Origin of the sequence: Pseudobutyrivibrio sp. C4, assembly GCF_900111635.1 — a bacterium.
Lineage (GTDB): Bacteria > Bacillota > Clostridia > Lachnospirales > Lachnospiraceae > Pseudobutyrivibrio > Pseudobutyrivibrio ruminis.
Genome location: NZ_FOHF01000007.1, coordinates 135943 through 157355, shown reverse-complemented (window position 1 = coordinate 157355; position 21413 = coordinate 135943). Strand labels below are relative to the sequence as shown.

Sequence of the window (21413 nt, the reverse complement as noted above, 5' to 3'; positions counted from 1 at the left end):
TTTACGTTAACCATTTTAATGTCTTGGTGGAAAAATTCCGATATCAGGCCACATTTTCTTATCCTCCTTTTACTTTGATATATAATTGTATATTTTTTTAATACAACCATTCTTTATTAGCTCTACCAATATTGATAATGAGTATTTTTGCACAAGCATATAAGTAATATTAAATGAATAAACATATAATAATGGATTGCTATAATCAACATTATTTAAATCAATTTGTTCACTCACTTCTATAATGTCTACTAGCTTTTCCTTTTGATCTGCTAGATACATTGCCACTCCCTCATACAAGCAGAGTGGCATGTTTTTTTTATATCTCTCCGTTGCTAAATGCACAAACTCGTGAATAATAATTTCTTGCTGATAATGCACTGGAGCATCTAGTAGTTTGTCTAATATATAAATCGTATTATCATATGCAAAGGCAACTACCCAATCTGGTAAAGGGTTTTTAATTTCGTTTTGAGATGTCACGGTAATGTTTATACTATCCCTATAATCAAACATATCTCTGATATGCTTAATCTTATCTCCAATCCCTTTCATCAAATATAGACAAAACTCTGGTGAATAGTATATTCGCAGCTCTTTATTCGTTATTATCATATTAACGTTCGAGGCACTGCACATGACATTTCTTACTACAAGAATAACAATATGAATCTACATTTTTATTAGCTTTTAACACTATATATTTCATGCCCCATCTCCATTTTCTATTCACTTTTATACTAACTAGCCCTTATCCAAGCACTGTTTATCACATTTATTAACATTCTGAGAAACACATGCGAAGCAGTATGCCTCTTTGTATGACTTATCTGTTGATACTATATACTTCATCTGCTTACCCTCATTCTATTAATTTTTGGTCCTATCTTTTACACACTGAGTACCACAAACGTTTACACACTGTCCACCGCAGCCATAGCAGTATCCAGCAACTGTGAATTTCTCGTTTAAAACAATAAATCTCATTTTTACCTCCTTAAGCATAAGCCACATTCGGACATTCTACACATTCAAAAAGCCCTTTGCATTGTACATCGCATTTTGTACATGTGTAGCAGTATCCTTGAACATTATTTGTTGATAATATTATGTAACGCATATTTACCCCTTATCAAAACACTGTTTACGGCAATCATTATGCCTTTGCTTTGTGCAAGCATAGCAAAATGCCTCTTTAATTGTTTCATTCAATACAATATATTTCATATCCTAGTCTCTCCTTTCATTTTTTATAATAAATGTAGCTACACATTATTATTCCTGCGAATAAGAAATCGCTTCAACATTAACATTTTCATTTGGTGTTAATGTCATTGTAAGTGAGCCTTTAGCTTTCTTACCTACAATTTTGATTCTACTGGTTCCCTTATTAAGCGAAATCGTAAATGAACCATTAGCCTTATTTCCATCTGTGTTTTCCCATAAAGTTTTTATTTTTTTATCAGTTGTTATTTCTATTATTTTGAATTTTCCAGATGAAATATTTACGTTGTACGCACATTCTACGTTTGCTGCTTTGGATGCATCCATTTTCCAGATTACGTCGTTTCCAGTAAATGAAAACTTAATGCTGGCAGTTTCTGAATCTGCGACACCATCCTTTTCCCAGTATGAATAGCTACTACCGTCTCTTATTAATATTTTTTCATTGTCATAGTTGTCGTTATTTCCACCAAACCATGATCCAAACCATGAACCTACTCCTGCAAACAGAAGTATATTCAGACCCACTAGCATTGCTACTAAACTCTTCATTTTAACTCCTTTCTCTATACACATTCTTTTTCCTTTAATGACTTATATTCATATGTATACTTAATCATTTCATTAAAATGATATTTCCACTTTTCACAATTAGCGCTTTTTCCATCCTTTAATTTCATATAAGGACAACCACCCATACATATAGGTAACAGATTACATGATAAGCACTCCCCTTCGAATGGATTAACCTCAACCCATTTTATACTTCTCATCGTCTCCTCCACTTTAGGATCCTTAAGACGTAGTACATTTCCTACAGCGTCTTCTTCTGAACCGATATTGTTCCAACACTTGTAAATAAATCCCTTAGGGTCAACAACAAATGAATTTATCTGATCCGCACAACAATAATTACTCTTTATTCCTGGATAATATGGATAATCATCTGCATTGAATCCATGCTTATGTAATAATTTTTGTAAATTGATATTTGCAGAGGAATATTCCTTTGTGGATAAGCAATTTCCAGCAATAGAACTACAAGCCTCAGTATATGCTGTTACTTGTCCAAAATTGATATGTAAATCCTGTAAACCATTTTCTTCCAAAAATGTAAGCAGCTCCTCCACATATTCCAAGTTTGTTTTATCTATGTTCACTCTGATATTTACATTAATATCATTCTTTTTAAGCAGCTTTATATTCTTAATGATTTGATTAAAACTTCCTGTTCCATCTTTCAAAATACGTCTTGTGTTATGAATTCTCTCTGGACCATCAACTGTAATTTGGCAGCTCATTATTTGAGCTTCTTTCATTTTTTCCACTACCTGTTCGGTAACCAAATATCCATTTGTAACCATGAATGCGGAGTATTCAATTCCATTCTCCTTACATAAATCAATAAGCTTTGCTGACAAAGCAAATACCACATCTTTTCCTATTAATGGTTCTCCGCCATACCATGTAACACTTAAATCTCCAAGATATTTTGCATTCTCTTTTACTAATTCAATTATTCCATTCTGTACTTCCTCAGACATTTGCTCATTCTGTGGCGTCTCGTAACAATAAGGGCATTTGAAATTACAAAATAATGTAGGTGCGATTGTTAGTCCAAATGAGTTATTTGAATATTTTCCTCTTTTATTTATAAACTTAAGTTGTTCAATTTCATCTACGCAATCTTCAATTATGAAATTACCCTTTTTCATATCTTCAACTAGTTCTTTTCTTTCTGGCGATAGCGTATTAACATCTATTGTTTCGATTTCATCTAATATGTTAATGAAATCATCTTCCACCTCTGCCAATGCACAGCTTGAGGAATTAAATGCCAGTTTAACTCCATTTTCCAATTCATTAATAATGTTATACTTAGATTTTTTCATAATATATTTCCCTATTCTCCTTTTTAGTTATTCTTTCTAGTACTTTACATAATGAGGGTCGCACTGATAATCGCACTGTACGCATTTATAACAATATGCATCTGTAGATATTAAGTTTCTACTTCTCTTTGCTTTTACTATGTATTTCATACTGTCTCCTTTCATCCAATTCTTATTACCTCGTCAGCATTCTCCATTAGTTGCTCATCATGAGTAATAATCACAAATGTGTATTCCGGTACTAATTCCTTTAATGCGTTACCTATCAATTCCCGGTTTCCTACGTCTAACGCTGATGTTGGTTCATCCATTATGATTATGTCTGCCTCTTTAATTAATGCTCGCGCTATTAATATTCGTTGAGCTTGACCTCCGGATATATTAATTTTGTCTGTGATAATTGTTTCAAATCCATTTTTCAATCGGCATATATCGTCATATATATTTAGCTTTTTACATATCTCATATATCTGCTCATCTGAAATAGATGGATCAAATAATCGGATATTCTCTTTTATAGATACATTAAATAATTGATTGTTCTGTGGCACATAAGATATCTTTTTATTTGAGTTGGCCCTATCTTTACCATCAATTAATATTTGGCCTGTATCTGGATTAAGCATTCCCATAATCAGGTAGCTCAATGTAGTCTTTCCACAACCTGAATTTCCTACTACACATGATATTTTGTTTAAACCAATATCTACATTTAAGCCATTGAATATCTCTTCAGATTGGTCATATCTGAATTTTAAATTTCTTATAGCAATGACATTTTTTTCTTCTTTTTTTTCATCAGAGGATGTGTTATTCCTCTCTTCTTCACTTTCTTCCTGCACAAATTCATCTATTCTATCAATGATTGGTTGGATTGCTTTAAAATCAAGATTACAATTTAGCAAACTAATAATTGGTCCTACTATAAGTTGAAAGTAAAGTATCAATCCAACAATATTTCCTATGGTCAATGTTCCTTTTGCATAATAGCCTATTCCGATTGCATAAATTAGCATAATGCATATAACCGTCATTGCTTCCAGTAGAGATGCAAACAATGTATTGGCATTTCTTATTCTTATGTTTTTACGCTTATTGAGCTCTATCTTTTCATCAAATAGCTTTCTAGCTATTTTTTGAAGTTCGTATATTTTAATGGATAATATGTTTGTTGCACTATCACTTATTAAAGCTGTCACATCATCCAATGATTCCTGACGTTCTAATGAAAGCCTTATATTTTCTTTGCTTAATTTATCAATAATTACAATTCCTACTATTAAGATAGCCCCAATGCATAATGTGATTGGAACAGATATCACCATCATTCCAACAAGCACACATAAAATCAGTAAGCTGTTTTTCAGTAATACAACAAACACATCTGATACAAAATCGCTTAGCATTCTAGAATCATTTATTATCCTAGACAATATTTCACCATCGTTATTGTCATAAAAAAAAGTAATTCTCTTACTGATAATTCCCGAATACATTTCATTTCGTAAATCCTTTGTAATTCGTTCTGATATATTGATGAATATTCTACTTTGTATATATGACAATATAGGCTGTAATATTAGAACAATAAAAAATAAGCCAAAACACTTTGTAAGTCTTATGTACTCCTTGGTAAATAAAACATCATCTATTATGTATTGGGATAACACAGGACCTATGTAAACCATACCTGAATATAAAAAAGTAACTAATAGCCCCAAGCATTCTTTTCTTTTATACCTATTCAGTAACCCAGCAATAAAAGCTATGTACCTATTTTGTTTCATCTATATTTCCCTTAAAAATAATGTTTTATATTCGTTAAAGCCTAAAACCTTTATGTTTTTATAAAACTTCTCATTACTTGCAAAAACATGCGCTGATATATGCTGGATTCCTTCTTTTTTTCCTACTTGCATCACCGTTGCCAAAAATCTATGCACCATTCTTGAATTTCTAAATGATGGTTCTATATAACAATGCAAAACATATATACTTGGTTCATCAAAATCGTGCAGTCTTTCTTTTCTATATGCTTCAATAAATCCAACTATTTTGTTTTCACTTTCTGCAACATATATGATTGTGTCTTTATCATTTATCAAGTTGGCATAATTATTTTCAACATCATCAAAGTTCACCTTTTCCCCAGTTAATTTGAATGTATGATCCTCTGCCAAACATTTCCATAATCGAAAAATCTCATCTGTATCCTCAATACAAGCTTCCCTTATTACGTAATTCATTTCTGCCTCCTTATATTAAATATGTTACTTAATCGATATTTATTCTCAATACTGCTTTGACAAACTACGTTCTTTTTTTGATGAACAGCACAGAAAAAGACCACAGCTTTCGCTGTGGCCTTTTTACATTCTAGAATGGAGTTATGGGAATGTGAATTATAGTAATTTTTTGAATTCGTCATATACGAACTGTACCTGAGTTCCGATGACTACCTGTACTGAGGTTTTGCCTGGGCGAATCATGCCGGCAGCACCAGCAGCTTTTACAGCTTTTTCATCAATCACTGACTGATCCTTTACTTCAAGACGAAGTCTTGTAGCACAGTAGTCAGCTGATGTGATGTTTTCTTTTCCGCCGAGAGCAGCTAAAACCTTTGTAGCTACTGCAGCGTAGTTGTTATCTGAAAGCTTTGCATCTTTATCAATTTCACCGAAGAGTTCTTCGTCATCCTCGCGTCCAATTGTTTGGAGGTTGAATGCTCCAATCATGTAATAGAATACAAGGTAGAATACTACAAATGCTGCGATGCCAAGTGGAATAATCATCCATGTGTTCTTAGCAGCTGGAAGTGATGCAGAGAAGATTAAGTCTGTCGCGCCAGCTGAGAATGAGAAGCCTGCTCTGAATCCTACCAAGCCTGTGATAATTGTAAATACACCATAGAGGAGTGCGTATACTACGTAAAGACCTGGAGCAAGGAACATGAATGCAAACTCGAATGGCTCTGTAACACCGCAAACGAATGCGCAAATTGCTGCAGATGAAAGAAGACCAATTGCAACCTTTTTCTGATTTGTCTTTGCGCGTCTAATCATTGCGATTGCAGCACCAGGAATACCAAACATCATACATGGGAAGAAGCCTGACATGTAAAGTCCTAAATCCCATGAAACATCTGCAGATGTCTTGCCTGCCCAGAAGTTTGTTAAATCACCAAGTCCGATTGTATCGAACCAGAATACGTTGTTAAGTGCATGGTGAAGACCTGTTGGAATAAGAAGTCTATTAAGGAATGCGTAGATACCAGCTCCAACGATTCCCATCTTTGAAACTCCAGTACCGATTGCTACAAGGCCTGTGAAAAGTAATGGCCATACAAAAAGCAATACAGCAGAAACACAGATAGAAACCAAACCTGATATGATTGCTACGCTTCTCTTCCCACTAAAGAATGCTAACCAATCTGGAAGCTTTGTGCCCTTGAATTTGTTGTAGCACATTGATCCGATTACACCAGCTAAAATACCAATAAATGGATTTTCAATCTTATCAAACGCCATTGAACGTGTAGCACTTTCTGCGATTGAAGGCATGATTGTTGTAACAAATCCTGTAGCAAGAAGTGTTGTCATAATTAACCATGAAACGAGAGCTGCTAATCCGCCTGTACCGTCATGGTCATCTGACATACCAACACCTACACCGATAACAAAAAGAATCGCTATGTGGTCAATTAACGCTGCGCCAGCTTTTACCAGGAACAATCCGATAAGCATCTTTGCACCGGTGATATCTCCTCCTTGCATTGTTGCTGGGCATAAAGCGTATCCGATACCCATCAAAAGAGCACATAGAGGTAATACCGCTACGGGCAACATAAGGGCTTTTCCAAGTTTTTGTAAAAACTTCATACATTATCCTCCTTTTTATCCCCTAACTCCCTAATAAGATTCCTTATTAAGTACTAACTTGATTATAGTCATTGAATAAAATCTGTGTCAATGAAATCGCCCTACTCTGAAACCTCTTTCATGTTTATAGACACGCTTTCAGTTTCCCTGACAGTACTTTCACACAAAAGAAGCCCAAGCATACGCTTGGGCTTCCTTTCATGTATTGAGTTTTTATTAAAGCTTTCCACCTGATGTAGCAATACCTTCGATGAACTGCTTTTGGAAAATGACATAAAGAACAATCATTGGGAGACATGCGATTAATGCTGCTGCCATAAGTTCTGGGTAGTTTGAAGAAAACTGTCCCTGCATCTTTGAAAGTGCACTTGCAAGGGTTGTTTTGTTTGTATCTGGGCAAACAATCATTGGCCACATCAAATCCTTGTAAGCAAATACTGCTGTAAAGATTCCAAGGGCTACCATGGCTGATTTTGTAAGGGGAGCCATGATAAAGAGAAAGGTTTGTCCAATGTTGCAGCCATCCAGTCGGGCTGCTTCTTCCAGTTCCTTTGGCAAGCCCATGTAGGCCTGGCGAAGAAGGAAGGTTCCAAAGGCTGATACCAGACCAGGGAATAAAAGTCCAAGTAAGGAGTTGGTCCAGCCAAGCTTACTTACCATTACGTACTGTGGAATGATGAAAATCTGTGATGGAATCATCATCTGGAAAAGAACTAAACCAAACATGAAATCTCTGCCCTTAAACTGAAGTCTTGCAAATGCATATCCTGCAAGCGTAGCTGTTAATACGGCACACAAAACTCTAAGGGCAATCATCATTATTGTGTTGAAATACAGTCTTCCAAAGTTTACGTTATGAAGAACTTTTACAAAGTTTTCTACCCTAAGCTTTGATGGAAAGATTACGAAAGGATCCATCTGAGTAGATTCGCCAACTGTCTTGAATGCTGTGAGCACCATCCATGCAAATGGCACCAGCATTATAAATGACATGATTATTAGAATTATATAAATAATTATTTTATTTTTACGTCCCATTTTTCTCACCTCACATTAGTTGTAGTGAACCCATTTCTTTTGACCAACCATCTGCAATACAGTCAAAAGCATAATTACTACAAGAAGCACTACCACAACTGTTGCTCCGTAGCCCTTGTTGCCCTGTGTAAATGAGTATTTGTAGAACAAGCTAACAAGTGACTGTGTTTTAAAGAGCGCTGGATTGTTATTGTCAATTACCATGTAGATAACATCGAATACCTGCATAGCTGCAATAACTCTTGTAACCAATACGAAGAAGATTGTTGGAGAAATAAGTGGAACTGTAAGGCTGAAAAACTGCTGTACTCCATTTGCTCCATCTATAGATGCAGCCTCATAGTAGTCTCTTGGGACTTCCTGCAAGCCTGCCAAAAACAAAACCATATTGTAGCCGATGATTGACCAGATACCGATGATAGCAATTGAATAGATTGCAATGTCTGGATTTGAAATCCAGTTGGTCTTTCCTGGCAAGATATGATTCAATAGTCCAAATTCAGAATTATATAACCATCTCCAAACCATAGCGATTGCTGCTGGAGCTGCAACCATTGGCAGGAAAAAGATGGTTCTAAAGACACTTCTACCTTTTATTTTCCCATTCAAAAATACAGCTAATACTAACGAAATAATGATAGAGATTGGTACCTCAACTACTGCATATTTAATTGTGTTCCACAGTGCCTGCCATACTTCAGTATCTGAGAAAACCCTTTGATAATTACCGAGCCCTACAAAAATATTTCCCTTGCCGAAATCACCTGTTTTGAAAAAGCTCTGATATATAGTTTGAAAAATTGGAATGATGTTTAGAACGATTAGCCCTATCATTGTTGGAGCAATGAAAAGCCATCCCCAAATAAATTCGCTTCTTTCGCGCTTTGTAACTCTTTTTTTATTCATAACATTAGTCTCCTGCTTTAAGACAGACAAGGTGCAGTATGGACTACTGCACCTTTATCTGCAATTTAAACAATAATAAAGAAGAAGTTATTCCTCACTGAGGGTCTGATTCATGCTGTCACAAATTTCCTGACAAACTGTTTCTACGTCCTTTTCGCCTGTCCAAGCTTCTTTAAGCTTTTCTGTCTGCATATCTTCCCAAACTGTTGTGTACTTTGAATATGGACGGAATACTAAGTCTGCATCAAGCATATCCATATGTCCGCTTAAGTCGAATACATCTGTGCAGTTAACCCAAAGGTCTGAGCATCCTTCGTATGCTGACATTGTTACACCAAGCTCTGCCTGCTTCTCCTGCATTTCCTTAGAGCCGAGCCATTCGATAAGTGACCATGCTGCATCTGGATTCTTTGTGTTTGCTGATGCTGCCCAGCCAAGTCCGTTATAGATTGAAACTCTCTTACCTGTTGTAGCATCCTTTGGAAGAACTGCTACATCACAGTTTGCTGCTGTGTATTCGTTGTCCTTGAAAGCTGATACCATCCAAGAACCCTGTGTTACCATTGCAACCTTTCCTGACTCGAAAAGTACATCTGCGCCTGATTCAGAGATTGTGTTAAGGTCTGGGCAAGAGCCGTCCTGAACCATATCTACAAACATCTGAATTGCCTTGATTGTGTTAGGGTTGTCATAGCCTGAAGACTTCTTGTCGTCGCTGATGATTTCTCCACCCATTGAATATACTGCATTGTAGAATGAGTCCTGGTTGTTTGAAGGTGCAATTGCATATCCCCAGTGCTCATCGTTTGTAAGCTTTGCTGCTGCATCTACGAATGTATCCCATGTCCAAGTGTCATCTGGATAGTCAACGCCCATCTCGTCAAAGATTGTTTTGTTGTACCAAAGGGCGATTGTATCGATATCCTTTGGAACTGCGTACTGCTTGCCACCTGACTGATACAAATCAACGATACCTTCGTAGTAATTTGCCATGTCAATCTTGTCGCTAGCTTCAATCTTATCTGTCAAATCCATGAGCATGTCATTTTCCATGTATTTCTGTGCCTGGTTTGAATGCATCCAGAATACATCTGGAAGCTCGCCACCTGAAGCGCCAGCCTCAAGGAGTGTCCAATAATCATCCCAGCCAACTACCTGGATTGTAGCCTTTACGCCAGACTGCTCTGACCACTCATCAATGATTTCCTGCAAACCAGCTCTTTGGTTTTCATCCCAAATAGATACTGTAAGTTCGCCTTCTACGCTTCCCTTCATCTCTGTTGCTGTAGCATCGCCACTGTCTGCTGCTGCATCTGATGAGCTATCCCCAGAGCCACCACATGCCATCATTGACATTGCCATTAATGAAGCAAGCAATAAACTAGTTACTTTCTTTACCTTCATAATAACCTCCCTTTCGGTTTTGCCGATTTTTATTCTAAATTCATATTAGCTTTCTTTAGCATATCTTTATATGGATTAATTATTCCAAAAGATGTCATTTTGTGACTTTCCCTTTTAGGATATACATGTGAGTTGTGTAGTCTCCATCACTCTCATACCAGTTTCTCTCCTTTTTCATAAGAGAAATTCCTGCGTTCATCAGGTAGTCGCCATAAATATCATCCTTATCATTTATCGTATATACGATATCAGGATTTAACCCCTGAAGCTTTATTCTCTCTATTCCCCAGTTTGGAATATTTTCTGTTTTGTGAGTTGTAACGATTGCTGTCTGCTTGTCATCGGAAACAACCATCCATGCCGAGATGTTGTTTTCGAATGGAGACTGTAGACGGTAATAATTGCCGTACTGGAACAGCTCACGGTACTCCTTCATAAACTTGATCTGCTCTTTTACACTTTCGAAATCCTCTTCAGATATTTCATTCAAATCAAGCTCATAACCAAATGTGCCATAGTAAGCCACATTCGCCCTATCATCTATTGTCATAGCGCGATGTGTCTGCAAATTTGGTGATGCCGATACATGTGAGCCCACCATAGACACTGGATAGCCGTAGCTGGTGCCGTACTGGATTTTCACTCTCTCATGGCCGTCTGTGTCATCAGAACACCAAGCCTGTGGCGCATAGTAAAGCATACCTGCATCGAATCTGGCACCACCGCTAGCGCATGATTCAAACAGGATATGTGGGAATGCCTTTCTCAATCTTTCATACAAGCTGTACACGCCCATGATGTATTTGTGATAAACCATGCCCTGCTTATCTCTTGCCACATCCTGGCTGTAGCACTCGGTGATTGAACGGTTCATATCCCACTTGATGTAATCGATGCTGGCATTTGTAATCACATCGTATAGTTGATTAAAGATATTGTCTACAACCTCTGGCTTTGAGTAATCCAGAACCATCTGATGGCGGCCTAATGTGCGTGGTCGGTATGGTGCTGCAAGCACCCAATCAGGATGCTGGCGGTACATATCAGAATCCTCGTTTACCATCTCCGGCTCAATCCAAAGTCCGAATTTTAATCCAAGATCATTTATCTTTTTTGATAATCCGCTGATGCCATCTGGAAGCTTGTCGGCATTTACGTACCAGTCTCCAAGGCCAGCGAAATCGTCATTTCTCTTTCCAAACCAGCCATCATCAAGGACGAAAAGCTCCACACCTGCTTCTTTTCCTTTTCTGGCAATCTTAAGGATTTTTTCCTCATCAAAATCCATCTCTGTAGCTTCCCAGTTGTTGAGAAGAATTGGACGTGGCTTGTTTTTATAGGCGCTTCTCACCAGGTTGTTGTTCATGAGCCTGTGGATGTTTTGACTCAAATCGTTAAGACCATTTGAAGTGTAGGTGATGATAACCTCTGGAGTATTAAACTCTTCTCCTGGCTCAAGTGGCCACTGAAACCATTTTGGATTGATTCCCATATTGAATCTAAGCTTTCCAAAGGTGTCAGCCTGTGCCTTTGCTATGTAGTTTCCGCTGTATACCAGATTGAAGCCAAAGGCCTCTCCCTGGAAATCATCTGCATTCTTTCTTTTTATAATTACGAATGGATTGTAGTTTGCGCTGGAATGGCCACGAAGGCTCTCGATGGCAGTAATGCCTGATGAAATATCTCTTTCCTTTGGGCTGCGCTCTCTGCCCCATGCACCTTCAAACTGAAGCCATGTGAAGCTGGTGTCTGGAAAATCAACATTGCAGCTAAGTGCCTGCTCAAGCTTTAGCTTCTTGTCTCCAGTATTCTTTAGCTTCGTATGACGGCAGATGGCAGAATAATTCTCCCAAACTGTGTAGCACAAAGTCACTTCAAGGCCAGATATCAAATCCCTGCAAACAATCTCTAATGACTCTGCCTCATCATCCTCATTTGTGTATGTGGCTGGAAGGCCTGGAATAGGTGCCTTGCCCTTATAGATTCTATGAAACTGGTAGGTAAACTTTGTGACTCTAGAACCATTCTCCTGAAGCACTTCATATGCACTTGAGCCGAAATCTCCATCGCCAAAGGCTGGGTACTCCAAAAGGGCCAGTTCCTTGGTGTATTTCTCATCATCCTTTTCATTACAGCACAGCGGTCTGATGCCATATGATTGGTAATCTGTGAGTTTCTGGTCTGTATGTATAGGCTTTCCAAAATAAAGCTGGCCTATATCTCCATCCTGACAAATACCGATTACATAGCTTAGCGATTTATTAAATATATGAAATTGCTTTTCCTGATCATTAAAAATTATTCCCATATTTTCTCCTTTGCCCTTCTTTTTTGCTATAATCATTATATTGATTACGTAGAACAATTAAGATGTTCCAATTATTCATGTTCATGTCACTATGTGACATTTGGGAGAATCATATGGAAATTAGAGGCGTTGATAAATGTCGATTTGTAGACATCACTACCTCAAATGATTTTTATCTGTTTGAGGTGGGACGATATAAATGTGAGCCACATTATAATTATGGCCCTATCATCCGCACTAGAACTATCTTTCACTATGTTATTTCCGGTGTGGGATATCTGTATATGAATGATAAGAAATATGAGATTCATGCCGGCCAAGGCTTCCTGATTCCTGCCAAGGTGAAAGCCTATTATGAAGCGGATTCCAATGACCCTTGGGAGTACACCTGGATACATGTAGATGGACCACGTGTTACAGAGCTTTTTAATTCAGCAGGAATTTCTCTGGAGCAGCCAATCTTTACTCCAAATGGGGATGCCAGTGAAATCATAGATTGTATAAATCGTATATACGATAATTATGATAACGAGTGCTATTGCTATGCCATGGTTTATCAACTGTTTGGCTGCATCGTGGCAAAGTCCAGCACCAAGACTGAGTCAACTGAGGTGGACCCTCGCCTTGCCTATGTAAAGAACGCCATCAGATATATCAGGCTGAAATATTCCGAGCCAATCAATGTGGAAGACATCGCCAATGCCTGTGGATTAAACAGGAGTTATTTGACCCGTGTGTTCAAACATGCCACCGGCTACACACCTCAATCCTACCTGGCCACCTACCGCATGAAAAAGGCTTCCGAAATGCTTTTAAAATCAAATGAAAGTGTCAATACCATTGCCTTTAATGTAGGGTATTCTGACTCCTTCACTTTTTCAAAGGCATTCAAAAGATACAGCAATCTATCGCCTAGCGAATATCGCAGCAATCACACATAAAAACAAAGGTCGCAAAGCTTAATGCCTTGCGACCTTATTTTATTCATCTGCATCTTCTGATGTTTCAGATTCTTCTAATTCTGCTTCCTCTTCTTCCTCTACATAGTTCGGATCGAATACGGTGTACTCATTTGATTCGCGGAAGATGGTGTTTGAACTACCTACCTGGCAAACCTTGATTGTATCGCCGTTTTGTACGTCAGAAGCCTTTATTGAAAGAACCTGTCCAGATTCGTATTTAGTTGAAACCTGTTCGTCATTTACGTATACCTTAGACCACTTAGTAAACTCATCACCGTAGATGTGCAGCCTTCCGTTGAAGAAGTATGCACTGTCGATTGTGACATCATTTACACCCATGATTATGTCTGAAGGGCCGTACTCTGTGCCAACTTCGTATGTGTAACGATCTCCGTACATGATATCGTACTGAAGCATACGTAAGTCGTTCATGTATTCGCTAGTTCCACGCACCTTGCCCTCAGCCATTGCTGTCTGGTGGTAAGCGTTGATGTTGCCGTTGTGAATGTTGAGTCTGTTTAAGAACTCTGATACAAGCTGGTATGAAGCTAAATCCTCGTCGACCTTTTCCATACCGAAATTGTTCCATGTGAAGTACTTTGTCTGGTAAAGGTCACCTGTGGCAACCTCATCGTTTGTAAGACCCATAGTTGGAAGGTGGTCACCAAACATAATGACAAGTGTATCCTCACCTCTGGCATCAAGTGCCTCAATGTACTGCTTAACAAAATCGTCTACGTTGTAGATACGGTTGATGTAATATTCCCAAGCCCAGTTTTCTTCTTCTGTCTTGCCAACTGCATTGACCTTGATAGCTGGATCTTCCTCAACCTGGTAAGTTGGGTAGGCACCGTGGCCTTCAACTGTGATTGTGTATACGAAATCACTCTCTGGTGTGGAATTCATGGCATCGAGAGTACCATCAATAAGGATGTCATCTGTAGGCCAGTTTCCAAGTGGAGTGTAATCTGTAATATCTAAAAGCTCCTTAGATGTGAATGTATCAAATCCCATCATGGAGAATGCGTTTGCTCTTGAATAGAAGTTACCACCATTGTTGTGGACAACGTGAGTGCTGTAGCCATCTTCTGAAAGAACATCAGCGTAGCTCTCAACATCTGTCTCCTTAAGGATGGTCTTCTGTGGGTACTCACCTGGGCCGAAGAAGTTGCAACTAAGACCTGTAAGAACTTCGAACTCAGAGTTACATGTGCCGGCACCAACTACAGGTACGATACAGTGGCCTGTAGAGTAATTCTGCTCAAGGTAGTGAATGTAAGGAATTGGGTCCTCACTTGTCTCGATGAAATCTGCCTCAGATACATCGTAGAATGACTCAAGCAGGATAACAACGATGTTTGGCTGTGAGTCGTCCTCAGATGGAATCTCAAGTGTGCTTACATAAGCAGAATCTTCATCAACGATACTTTCGATTTTGCTCTTTGAATAACCAAATGGGCGGTTCATACCACGGTCAAGAACCGAAGTAGAGAAGCCATATAAATAACCGTAATCCAAATATCCCTGGGCAAGGTTGCCGAAGTAGGATGTCATGATTCCTGAGTTTCTAAGAAGCAATGTAGATGGATAAAGGGAAACCCAAAGGGCCACCACAAGTATCAATCTCTGCCAGAATGGCTTGCCGTTCTGCTTTTTCTTGCCTTTTTTCAAGTAGATAATCATGATGATTATGTAGATTACCAAGGCTGCGATTGCAAGCATAGCTTCTTGTGCTGAGAAGTAGTTGGAATCCTGCATGGTAAGCAAATCGCTGATCATGTATAAATCAGTGTAGCCAAATGGTGAAACACGGTTCAACAGAATGACGCAATTTATAATACCAAGGATTATAAATATCATGCTGATGAATACTCGCCACCAACCACGTCTCTTGCTAAGGAACACAATCGAAAGTGCTACGAATATGCAATATGAATTGAATAGGTAAGGTCCTGTGTGATTAACTACGAAGCCCCATGCCTCTGTGAATGAATGACGGGACATCCACTCCATAACAAATATCAGAAGCATAGCCAGTGGAATGTGCATCCAGAATGAGTATTTATCCCACAACATCAACCATGTTTTATGGAATTTACTTCCTAGATAAGACTGAACAGCCTTTGAATTAGCCAGTTTGATAAATGGCTTTTTTATGTTCTTTCCCAGCCATACAAAGCCAGACTTTATTTTTGAAAAAAATCTTTTCATGAATCCTCCGATTAGCACAAATTACATCTAATCTAATTTAATCAAGACAGTATGAAAAAATAGTGATAAAATGTTAAATATTCAGAGCCTATCAAAGAAAATCATTTCTTATTAAAGATAGGACATCTGAATATCTTAAAATCAAAATTCCAACGGATTATAACACTTAAAAGATATTTAATCAAGAAAGCGAGAATATATGAAGTTACAATTCTATAAGAAGGGCATCCCTACAGAAATCCTTAAGCGAGTGGGTATTTTAGTGGTTGTTTTTGTGGTTTCAGTGGTGTTTTTCGAGATAGTCACAAATATCAGCGAGCCCCAGGAAGTGACCGCCCAGTCCTCTCCTACGCTGCCAACTGTCACCATCGATTATCTGGGTGATGCTACAACAGAGCTTCACGGCTATGTGACAGAGATGGACCCAGCCTACATGCGAGACGCCATTATCCCTTTGGACTCTGAAAGAAACGTATCTATCACAGTTGATTCCAAGGGTTACGATGTAGATGGATTATCATATGAGATACGCTCTTTGGATACACAGCGAAACATTTCGAATAACGAGCTGGAATTCACATCTAAGGACGGCATTCTTACCGCCAGCTTCCAGGCTGAAAACCTGATTGAAAAGAACGAAGAATATCTTCTTATTCTTACAATCACAAGCGGTGATGATGAAATCTACTACTACACCAGAATCATGCAGCCAGAAGGATGTAACGAAGAAGAGATATTAGATTTTGCTCAGTATTTCCACAACACTGCTCTTTCAGAGGATGCAACAGATTTAGCTACATATATCGAGCCTTCATCTTCGGCAACTGAGGATTTGAACCACGTTACTATCAATTCAAATCTTGCTCAGATTTCCTATGGTGGATTTGATGGCACACAGGTTGGTGATGTAAATACAGCTCTCACTGATATCAGCAGCAACTACATCAGCCTCACATTCACTTACCTATTAAATAGAGATAACTCAGGCAAGTCAGAATATTACACATGCGTGGAGGAGTTTAGAATCCGCTATACTTCCGACAGATTGTATCTGCTTTCATACGACAGAACAATGGAACAGATTTTGGATGACCAGTCCGTTTCATATAGCAAAAATGTGCTGAACATCGGCATCACTGATCCTGATTTGCAATACATGTCAAACGAAACTGGTACCATCGTTTCATTTGTACAGAATGGTTCACTTTACGAATACAATCAGACAGACCGCACATTAAAGCAGATTTTCAGCTTTGTGGACGACCCTACTGACAGCCGTTCTATTTATGACCAACACCAGATTCTTCTTTTGAACATCGATGAATCTGGAACAATGGACTATGTTGTGTATGGATACATGAATTCCGGTAGCCACGAAGGCGAATGTGGTATCAACCTTTACCACTACGATGCAATCGAAGATACTTCCACTGAGCAGGTGTTCATCACCTCTACAAGCTCTTACCAGATTTTGAACGCCAACTTCTCTGAGCTTTTGTACGAGACAGCTGACAACCAGTTCTACATCATGGTAAATGGAACTCTTCTATATATGAATCTAAACGAGCTTACTACCAAGGAGCTGATGACAGGCCTTGATGATGCTCAATACGCTGTGTCTGCATCCCGCAGATACCTGGCTTGGATGGATCAGGAGGATATGTCAGATTCAATCCACATCATGGATTTGGAGACTGGAGATTCTTACGATATTACAGCAGGCACAGGACAGCTTTTGAAGCCACTGGCCTTTTTGGATGACGATTTGATTTACGGTACTTTAAATGAGAACGACATCACTACTGACGGTGCCGGCTCTACTGTTTATCCAATGTACAAACTGACAATCGCAGATATCTCTTCTGGCTCAGGACGTGAGCTGATGACATATCAGAAGAGCGGTTACTATATTACAGATGTTTCAATCGAGTCCTACACAATTTATCTGGAGCGTATTCAGATAGATTCCGAAGGAATTATCACCTCCGCTGATGGGGACACCATCAAAAACAGTGCTGGTGAGCAAAACAAAGCCGTTGATGTTAGCACAATATCAGACGATGCAAAGGAACAGGTTGTTGTTCTCACCATGGCTGAGCTAGAGGAAGATGAAAAGCTTGGCAAGGTTGATTACGATGTGCCTGGCCTGGTACTTGCTGATGGCAGCCACTCAATCTCTGTTGCCTCTGCCACAAGCTCTACACAGTACTTTGTATATGTAGGCAGCAAGGTTTCGCTGGCCACTGATGATTTGAATCGTGCCATTACTGAGGCCGATGAAAACATGGGAATCGTACTTGATAACACGCCTAAATATGTGTGGAAACGAGGCCGCAAGTCATATCAGAATGCAATCACAGGAATCGCTGTTGGTTCAAGTGATTCGGAGGCTTCCGGCAGCGCCAGAGCTCTTTCAGCTATGCTTGTTCAGGCTGGGGAAAATGTGCAGGTGCACACACTATTAGAATCAGGAGAAACACCTATTTCGGTGCTTTCAAAGACATTAAAGGATTACGACATTCTTGATTTAACAGGATTGTCGCTTAGCCAGGTGCTCTACTATGTAAACCTTGGCACACCTGTGTACGCATACACCGGTGATGACACCGCAGTGCTTATCGTAGGATATGATGCAAGCTCAATTATTTACTTTGATCCTATGACTAGCCAGAATCAAAAGATGAGTCTTGCTGAAGCTAGTACATATTTCGAGTCCTTCGGAAATGTATTCGTATCATACATACAATAAACTATAATGAAGCCAGTATGTTACCCACATACTGGCTTTTATTATAGGCTAAATATAAATAACAATATTGCTATATAGTACGTACCCAAATTTATGTAATGCACTATCCTCTTGTTACCACGGTTTTTATAATGATAAAAATAAAGAAATAGTATTGTGAAGTCACTGAACAGGAAAAGCATTCCCGCGATGCCAAGGATTGGGGTGCCGTTGAGGCCGCATTCCAGGGCCTTTAATGTCATTGTGGATACGAAGTAGCAGTAGATTATGCATGGCACAAAGAGGCTGCCCATATGGAGGTGACACCACTTCTGCATACCAATAAGTATCAGGCATGGAATCACTGGCACGATGTACACAAGCACATTGGTGCCTACCGTGATGCGGCACATGTAATTAAGCAGGCCTACATGGCCCAGCATAAAGGCTATAATGCCTATTTCCATGGCTTGCTTGCGACTATAGGTATTGTATAGGCCCATCATCAAATCACCTATAAAACAGGCTAATAGGGCCCACAGAAGCAGTCCTAATCTTTCCGAATACCACTGATTGATAAATAGAATAACCAAAAAGGAGATACTACAGATCACCTTTAATGGGACATAGTATCTCCTTGAAAATCTATTATCACATACAGCAAATAATGCAATTATAAGTGCTACATAAATAATAGTTTCTATTATCATATTTTTCACCCGACTTATTCGTCGTCTCTCTCACCTGCAAGAATAGCCTCAAGCTTCTTCTGCTTGCTGAAAAGAATTGTACCTGCTCCAAGTAAGAAGATTGCTAAGCAAAGTAAATATCTGCTATCGAATCCATCTGCTGTGGTAGGTGTTGTATCCTTTGTGTGTCCAGAAGAGATTGAACCGTCGCTGCTTACCTTGTAAGTAACTGTAGTTGTTGTCTTTCCTGTGATTGTAAGTAATGTCTCTGCCCAGCCGTCTGTGTACTCAAATCTGACTACGTGGTCGCCAGCTGAAAGGCTTGAAACATATGATGCTGTAAGAGTGAGGATTGTTGAGCCTGACTCTACAGTAAACTGGTTCTGAGCAAGTGTTACACCATCAACCTTGATTGCTACAATCTTATCAAGTGGGCCGTCACATGTGATTGTAACTGTGCCTACATTTGATGGTACCTTCTGGTTTGCACCAGCTGTAACTGAATACTTTGAGTTGCTTGTTGTCTTGCCAGAAGCTGTTGTTGCTTTGTACTTGAATGTAACTGTTCTGTCTGCGTTGACTGTGCCTGACTGGTTCTCTGCGCTTACATATTCGTATCCAGAGTATGTCTTTGGATCATAGCTGAATGTGTCGCCCTGAGAGTATGTATCAGTCTGACGTGTCTTTGTCTCAATCTTCTTTGTCATTGTCTGGTCGTAGAATACGTCGTAAACTGTGACCTTAAACTTCTTTGTAGAAGATGAAGATGCTGTGGTCTTCTTATAAGTAAATGTGGCTGTCTGGCTGTTTGAAGCTGTGACAGTGTATGTTGTTGTGCCAAATGCTGTGTAGCCATCTACTGTAGGAGCTGTGATAACCTTGCCAGCTTCCTGTGTGTAGGATGTGATTGTACGCTCGCCGATGTATGTTGTGCCATCGTTCTCGTAGAAGTTACCCTTGATTGTAACTGTGTAGGTAGGTGTTGTGCTTCCGCCACCACCTGACTCTCCACCGGATGAGGATGCTGTGTATACGTATGTATATGTTGCAGGGCCTGTAACTTCTTCGAATGTTGGGCTAGATGTAAGGTTATAAGTTGTTGTGCCGTCTGTGTATGTTGATTCTGCTGTGTATGTAGGTGTTGAGCCTGAAGCTAAATCTAATGTTTTAGCAGTAACATCTTTTACTTTATTACCATCAGCATCATTCAACTGATATATGATAGTAATCTCGTATGTATCTATTGTAGCTTGGAATGTATATTCATAAGGTCTATTCTTTGTCGCAACCTCTAAATCAGGATCTAAATCTGTCACTCTAGCATACTCAACACCATTAGCATCTGTATATGTTGTAGCTGTGACTCCATTTGGTATTTTTCCTGCAACAACTGTTTCGTTTGAAACTCCAGTTTCTGTTCTGAGAACTGTACCATCTTTTGCTAATAAAATATAGTCATATGTAATAGTAAATGTTGTTGTTGTTCCTGAGTTGTCAAAATTAATCTCGATAAACTTTCCTGCGTCCTGTAAATCCTGGAAATAGGTTACTACTACTGACGTTGAAGAGCATCCTAAGCAAGAAACATATGTCATATCATCTACAGAGCCTGTGTTTGGCCAAGAATTATGCGTTCCAATAGATGTGATTTTTGTTCCATCTTCAAATGTAAGATTTTTAACATCGCTTCCATCGAAAGCTCCGGCGTCAATTACTGTTACAGAGCTAGGAACTGTAAATGATGTACCAACTGATTTTGGGACTTTTACTAATTCTGTCATGCTACTATCAGCATAAGTAGCACCGTCATCTGCTGTATATGTACCGTCATCATTTGTTGATGCAAGCGATGTACCAAGAGAAGCAGCTGGTAAGCTATATAATTCTAATGAATCAGTGCTGAAGGTTGTAGTTGTTTCATCTGAAGCATCAGCTGCGTCTTCTGATTCTTCAGTCTCCTCGGTCTCTGCCACCTCTTCAACATCTTCTTCAGTTGTATCTGGGTCCTCATTCAGAACTTCGTCCACGATAGTCGTGTCCCCGTCTGCAATCGAAATTGAGCTGCCAAAGAAGGTCCAGCCCGTCAGAAGAATAGATGCGCTAATAAGAATACATCCTATTTTTTTCAATAATCCCTTGTTCTTTTTCACCATAGCATTCCCATCCCTAAATC

At 39.0% G+C, this 21413-nt stretch carries 16 protein-coding genes; 2 read left to right on the top strand and 14 right to left on the bottom strand.

Going from position 1 to position 21413, the window contains the following annotated elements:
• Positions 1 to 69: 69 nt before the first annotated feature.
• The 11 genes from BMY66_RS11460 to BMY66_RS11415 form a co-directional block, all read right to left on the bottom strand.
• On the bottom strand, positions 70 to 555 hold the full coding sequence (locus BMY66_RS11460) for a hypothetical protein (protein WP_143064536.1): 486 nt from the start codon (positions 553 to 555) through the stop codon (positions 70 to 72).
• 315 nt (positions 556 to 870) lie between these two features.
• On the bottom strand, positions 871 to 987 hold the full coding sequence (locus BMY66_RS13640; RefSeq protein ID WP_177175661.1) for a Clo7bot family Cys-rich peptide: 117 nt from the start codon (positions 985 to 987) through the stop codon (positions 871 to 873).
• 288 nt (positions 988 to 1275) lie between these two features.
• Positions 1276 to 1776 carry a hypothetical protein gene (locus tag BMY66_RS11455; protein WP_143064534.1) on the bottom strand — a complete coding sequence of 167 codons (501 nt, stop codon included), beginning with the start codon at positions 1774 to 1776 and terminating at the stop codon, positions 1276 to 1278.
• Between the two features lie 14 nt (positions 1777 to 1790).
• Complete coding sequence (locus tag BMY66_RS11450) at positions 1791 to 3116, bottom strand: radical SAM/SPASM domain-containing protein (protein WP_090395260.1); 1326 nt, start codon at positions 3114 to 3116, stop codon at positions 1791 to 1793.
• 161 nt (positions 3117 to 3277) lie between these two features.
• Positions 3278 to 4903: an ABC transporter ATP-binding protein gene (locus tag BMY66_RS11445; RefSeq protein ID WP_090395259.1), complete on the bottom strand. Its 1626-nt coding sequence runs from the start codon at positions 4901 to 4903 to the stop codon at positions 3278 to 3280.
• Complete coding sequence (locus BMY66_RS11440) at positions 4904 to 5362, bottom strand: GNAT family N-acetyltransferase (RefSeq protein ID WP_090395258.1); 459 nt, start codon at positions 5360 to 5362, stop codon at positions 4904 to 4906.
• A 156-nt stretch (positions 5363 to 5518) separates the two neighbouring features.
• Positions 5519 to 6994 carry a PTS transporter subunit EIIC gene (locus tag BMY66_RS11435; protein WP_090395257.1) on the bottom strand — a complete coding sequence of 492 codons (1476 nt, stop codon included), beginning with the start codon at positions 6992 to 6994 and terminating at the stop codon, positions 5519 to 5521.
• A gap of 216 nt (positions 6995 to 7210) precedes the next feature.
• Positions 7211 to 8032, bottom strand: a complete 822-nt coding sequence (locus tag BMY66_RS11430; RefSeq protein ID WP_044939063.1) for a carbohydrate ABC transporter permease — start codon at positions 8030 to 8032, stop codon at positions 7211 to 7213.
• A gap of 15 nt (positions 8033 to 8047) precedes the next feature.
• Positions 8048 to 8938 carry a carbohydrate ABC transporter permease gene (locus tag BMY66_RS11425; RefSeq protein WP_090395256.1) on the bottom strand — a complete coding sequence of 297 codons (891 nt, stop codon included), beginning with the start codon at positions 8936 to 8938 and terminating at the stop codon, positions 8048 to 8050.
• 87 nt (positions 8939 to 9025) lie between these two features.
• A complete protein-coding gene (locus tag BMY66_RS11420; RefSeq protein ID WP_090395255.1) occupies positions 9026 to 10342 on the bottom strand; it encodes an ABC transporter substrate-binding protein in 1317 nt (438 codons plus the stop codon).
• 94 nt (positions 10343 to 10436) lie between these two features.
• The gene (locus BMY66_RS11415) at positions 10437 to 12650 is read right to left on the bottom strand and encodes an alpha-galactosidase (protein ID WP_090395254.1); all 2214 of its coding nucleotides are present in this window, start codon (positions 12648 to 12650) and stop codon (positions 10437 to 10439) included.
• 113 nt (positions 12651 to 12763) lie between these two features.
• Here BMY66_RS11415 and BMY66_RS11410 point away from each other — a divergent pair, with 113 nt between their 5' ends.
• The gene (locus BMY66_RS11410) at positions 12764 to 13591 is read left to right on the top strand and encodes an AraC family transcriptional regulator (protein WP_177175660.1); all 828 of its coding nucleotides are present in this window, start codon (positions 12764 to 12766) and stop codon (positions 13589 to 13591) included.
• Positions 13592 to 13630: 39 nt separating this feature from the next.
• On the opposite strand, the gene BMY66_RS11405 is transcribed toward BMY66_RS11410, so the two are convergent.
• Positions 13631 to 15823, bottom strand: coding sequence for an LTA synthase family protein (locus BMY66_RS11405; RefSeq protein ID WP_090395252.1), 2193 nt, complete (start codon positions 15821 to 15823; stop codon positions 13631 to 13633).
• A gap of 199 nt (positions 15824 to 16022) precedes the next feature.
• Here BMY66_RS11405 and BMY66_RS11400 point away from each other — a divergent pair, with 199 nt between their 5' ends.
• On the top strand, positions 16023 to 18572 hold the full coding sequence (locus BMY66_RS11400; RefSeq protein ID WP_090395251.1) for a hypothetical protein: 2550 nt from the start codon (positions 16023 to 16025) through the stop codon (positions 18570 to 18572).
• Positions 18573 to 18613: 41 nt separating this feature from the next.
• On the opposite strand, the gene BMY66_RS11395 is transcribed toward BMY66_RS11400, so the two are convergent.
• Both BMY66_RS11395 and BMY66_RS11390 read right to left on the bottom strand, forming a co-directional pair.
• Positions 18614 to 19261, bottom strand: coding sequence for a lysoplasmalogenase family protein (locus tag BMY66_RS11395; protein ID WP_090395250.1), 648 nt, complete (start codon positions 19259 to 19261; stop codon positions 18614 to 18616).
• A gap of 14 nt (positions 19262 to 19275) precedes the next feature.
• Positions 19276 to 21393, bottom strand: coding sequence for a hypothetical protein (locus BMY66_RS11390; RefSeq protein WP_090395249.1), 2118 nt, complete (start codon positions 21391 to 21393; stop codon positions 19276 to 19278).
• Positions 21394 to 21413 lie beyond the last annotated feature (20 nt).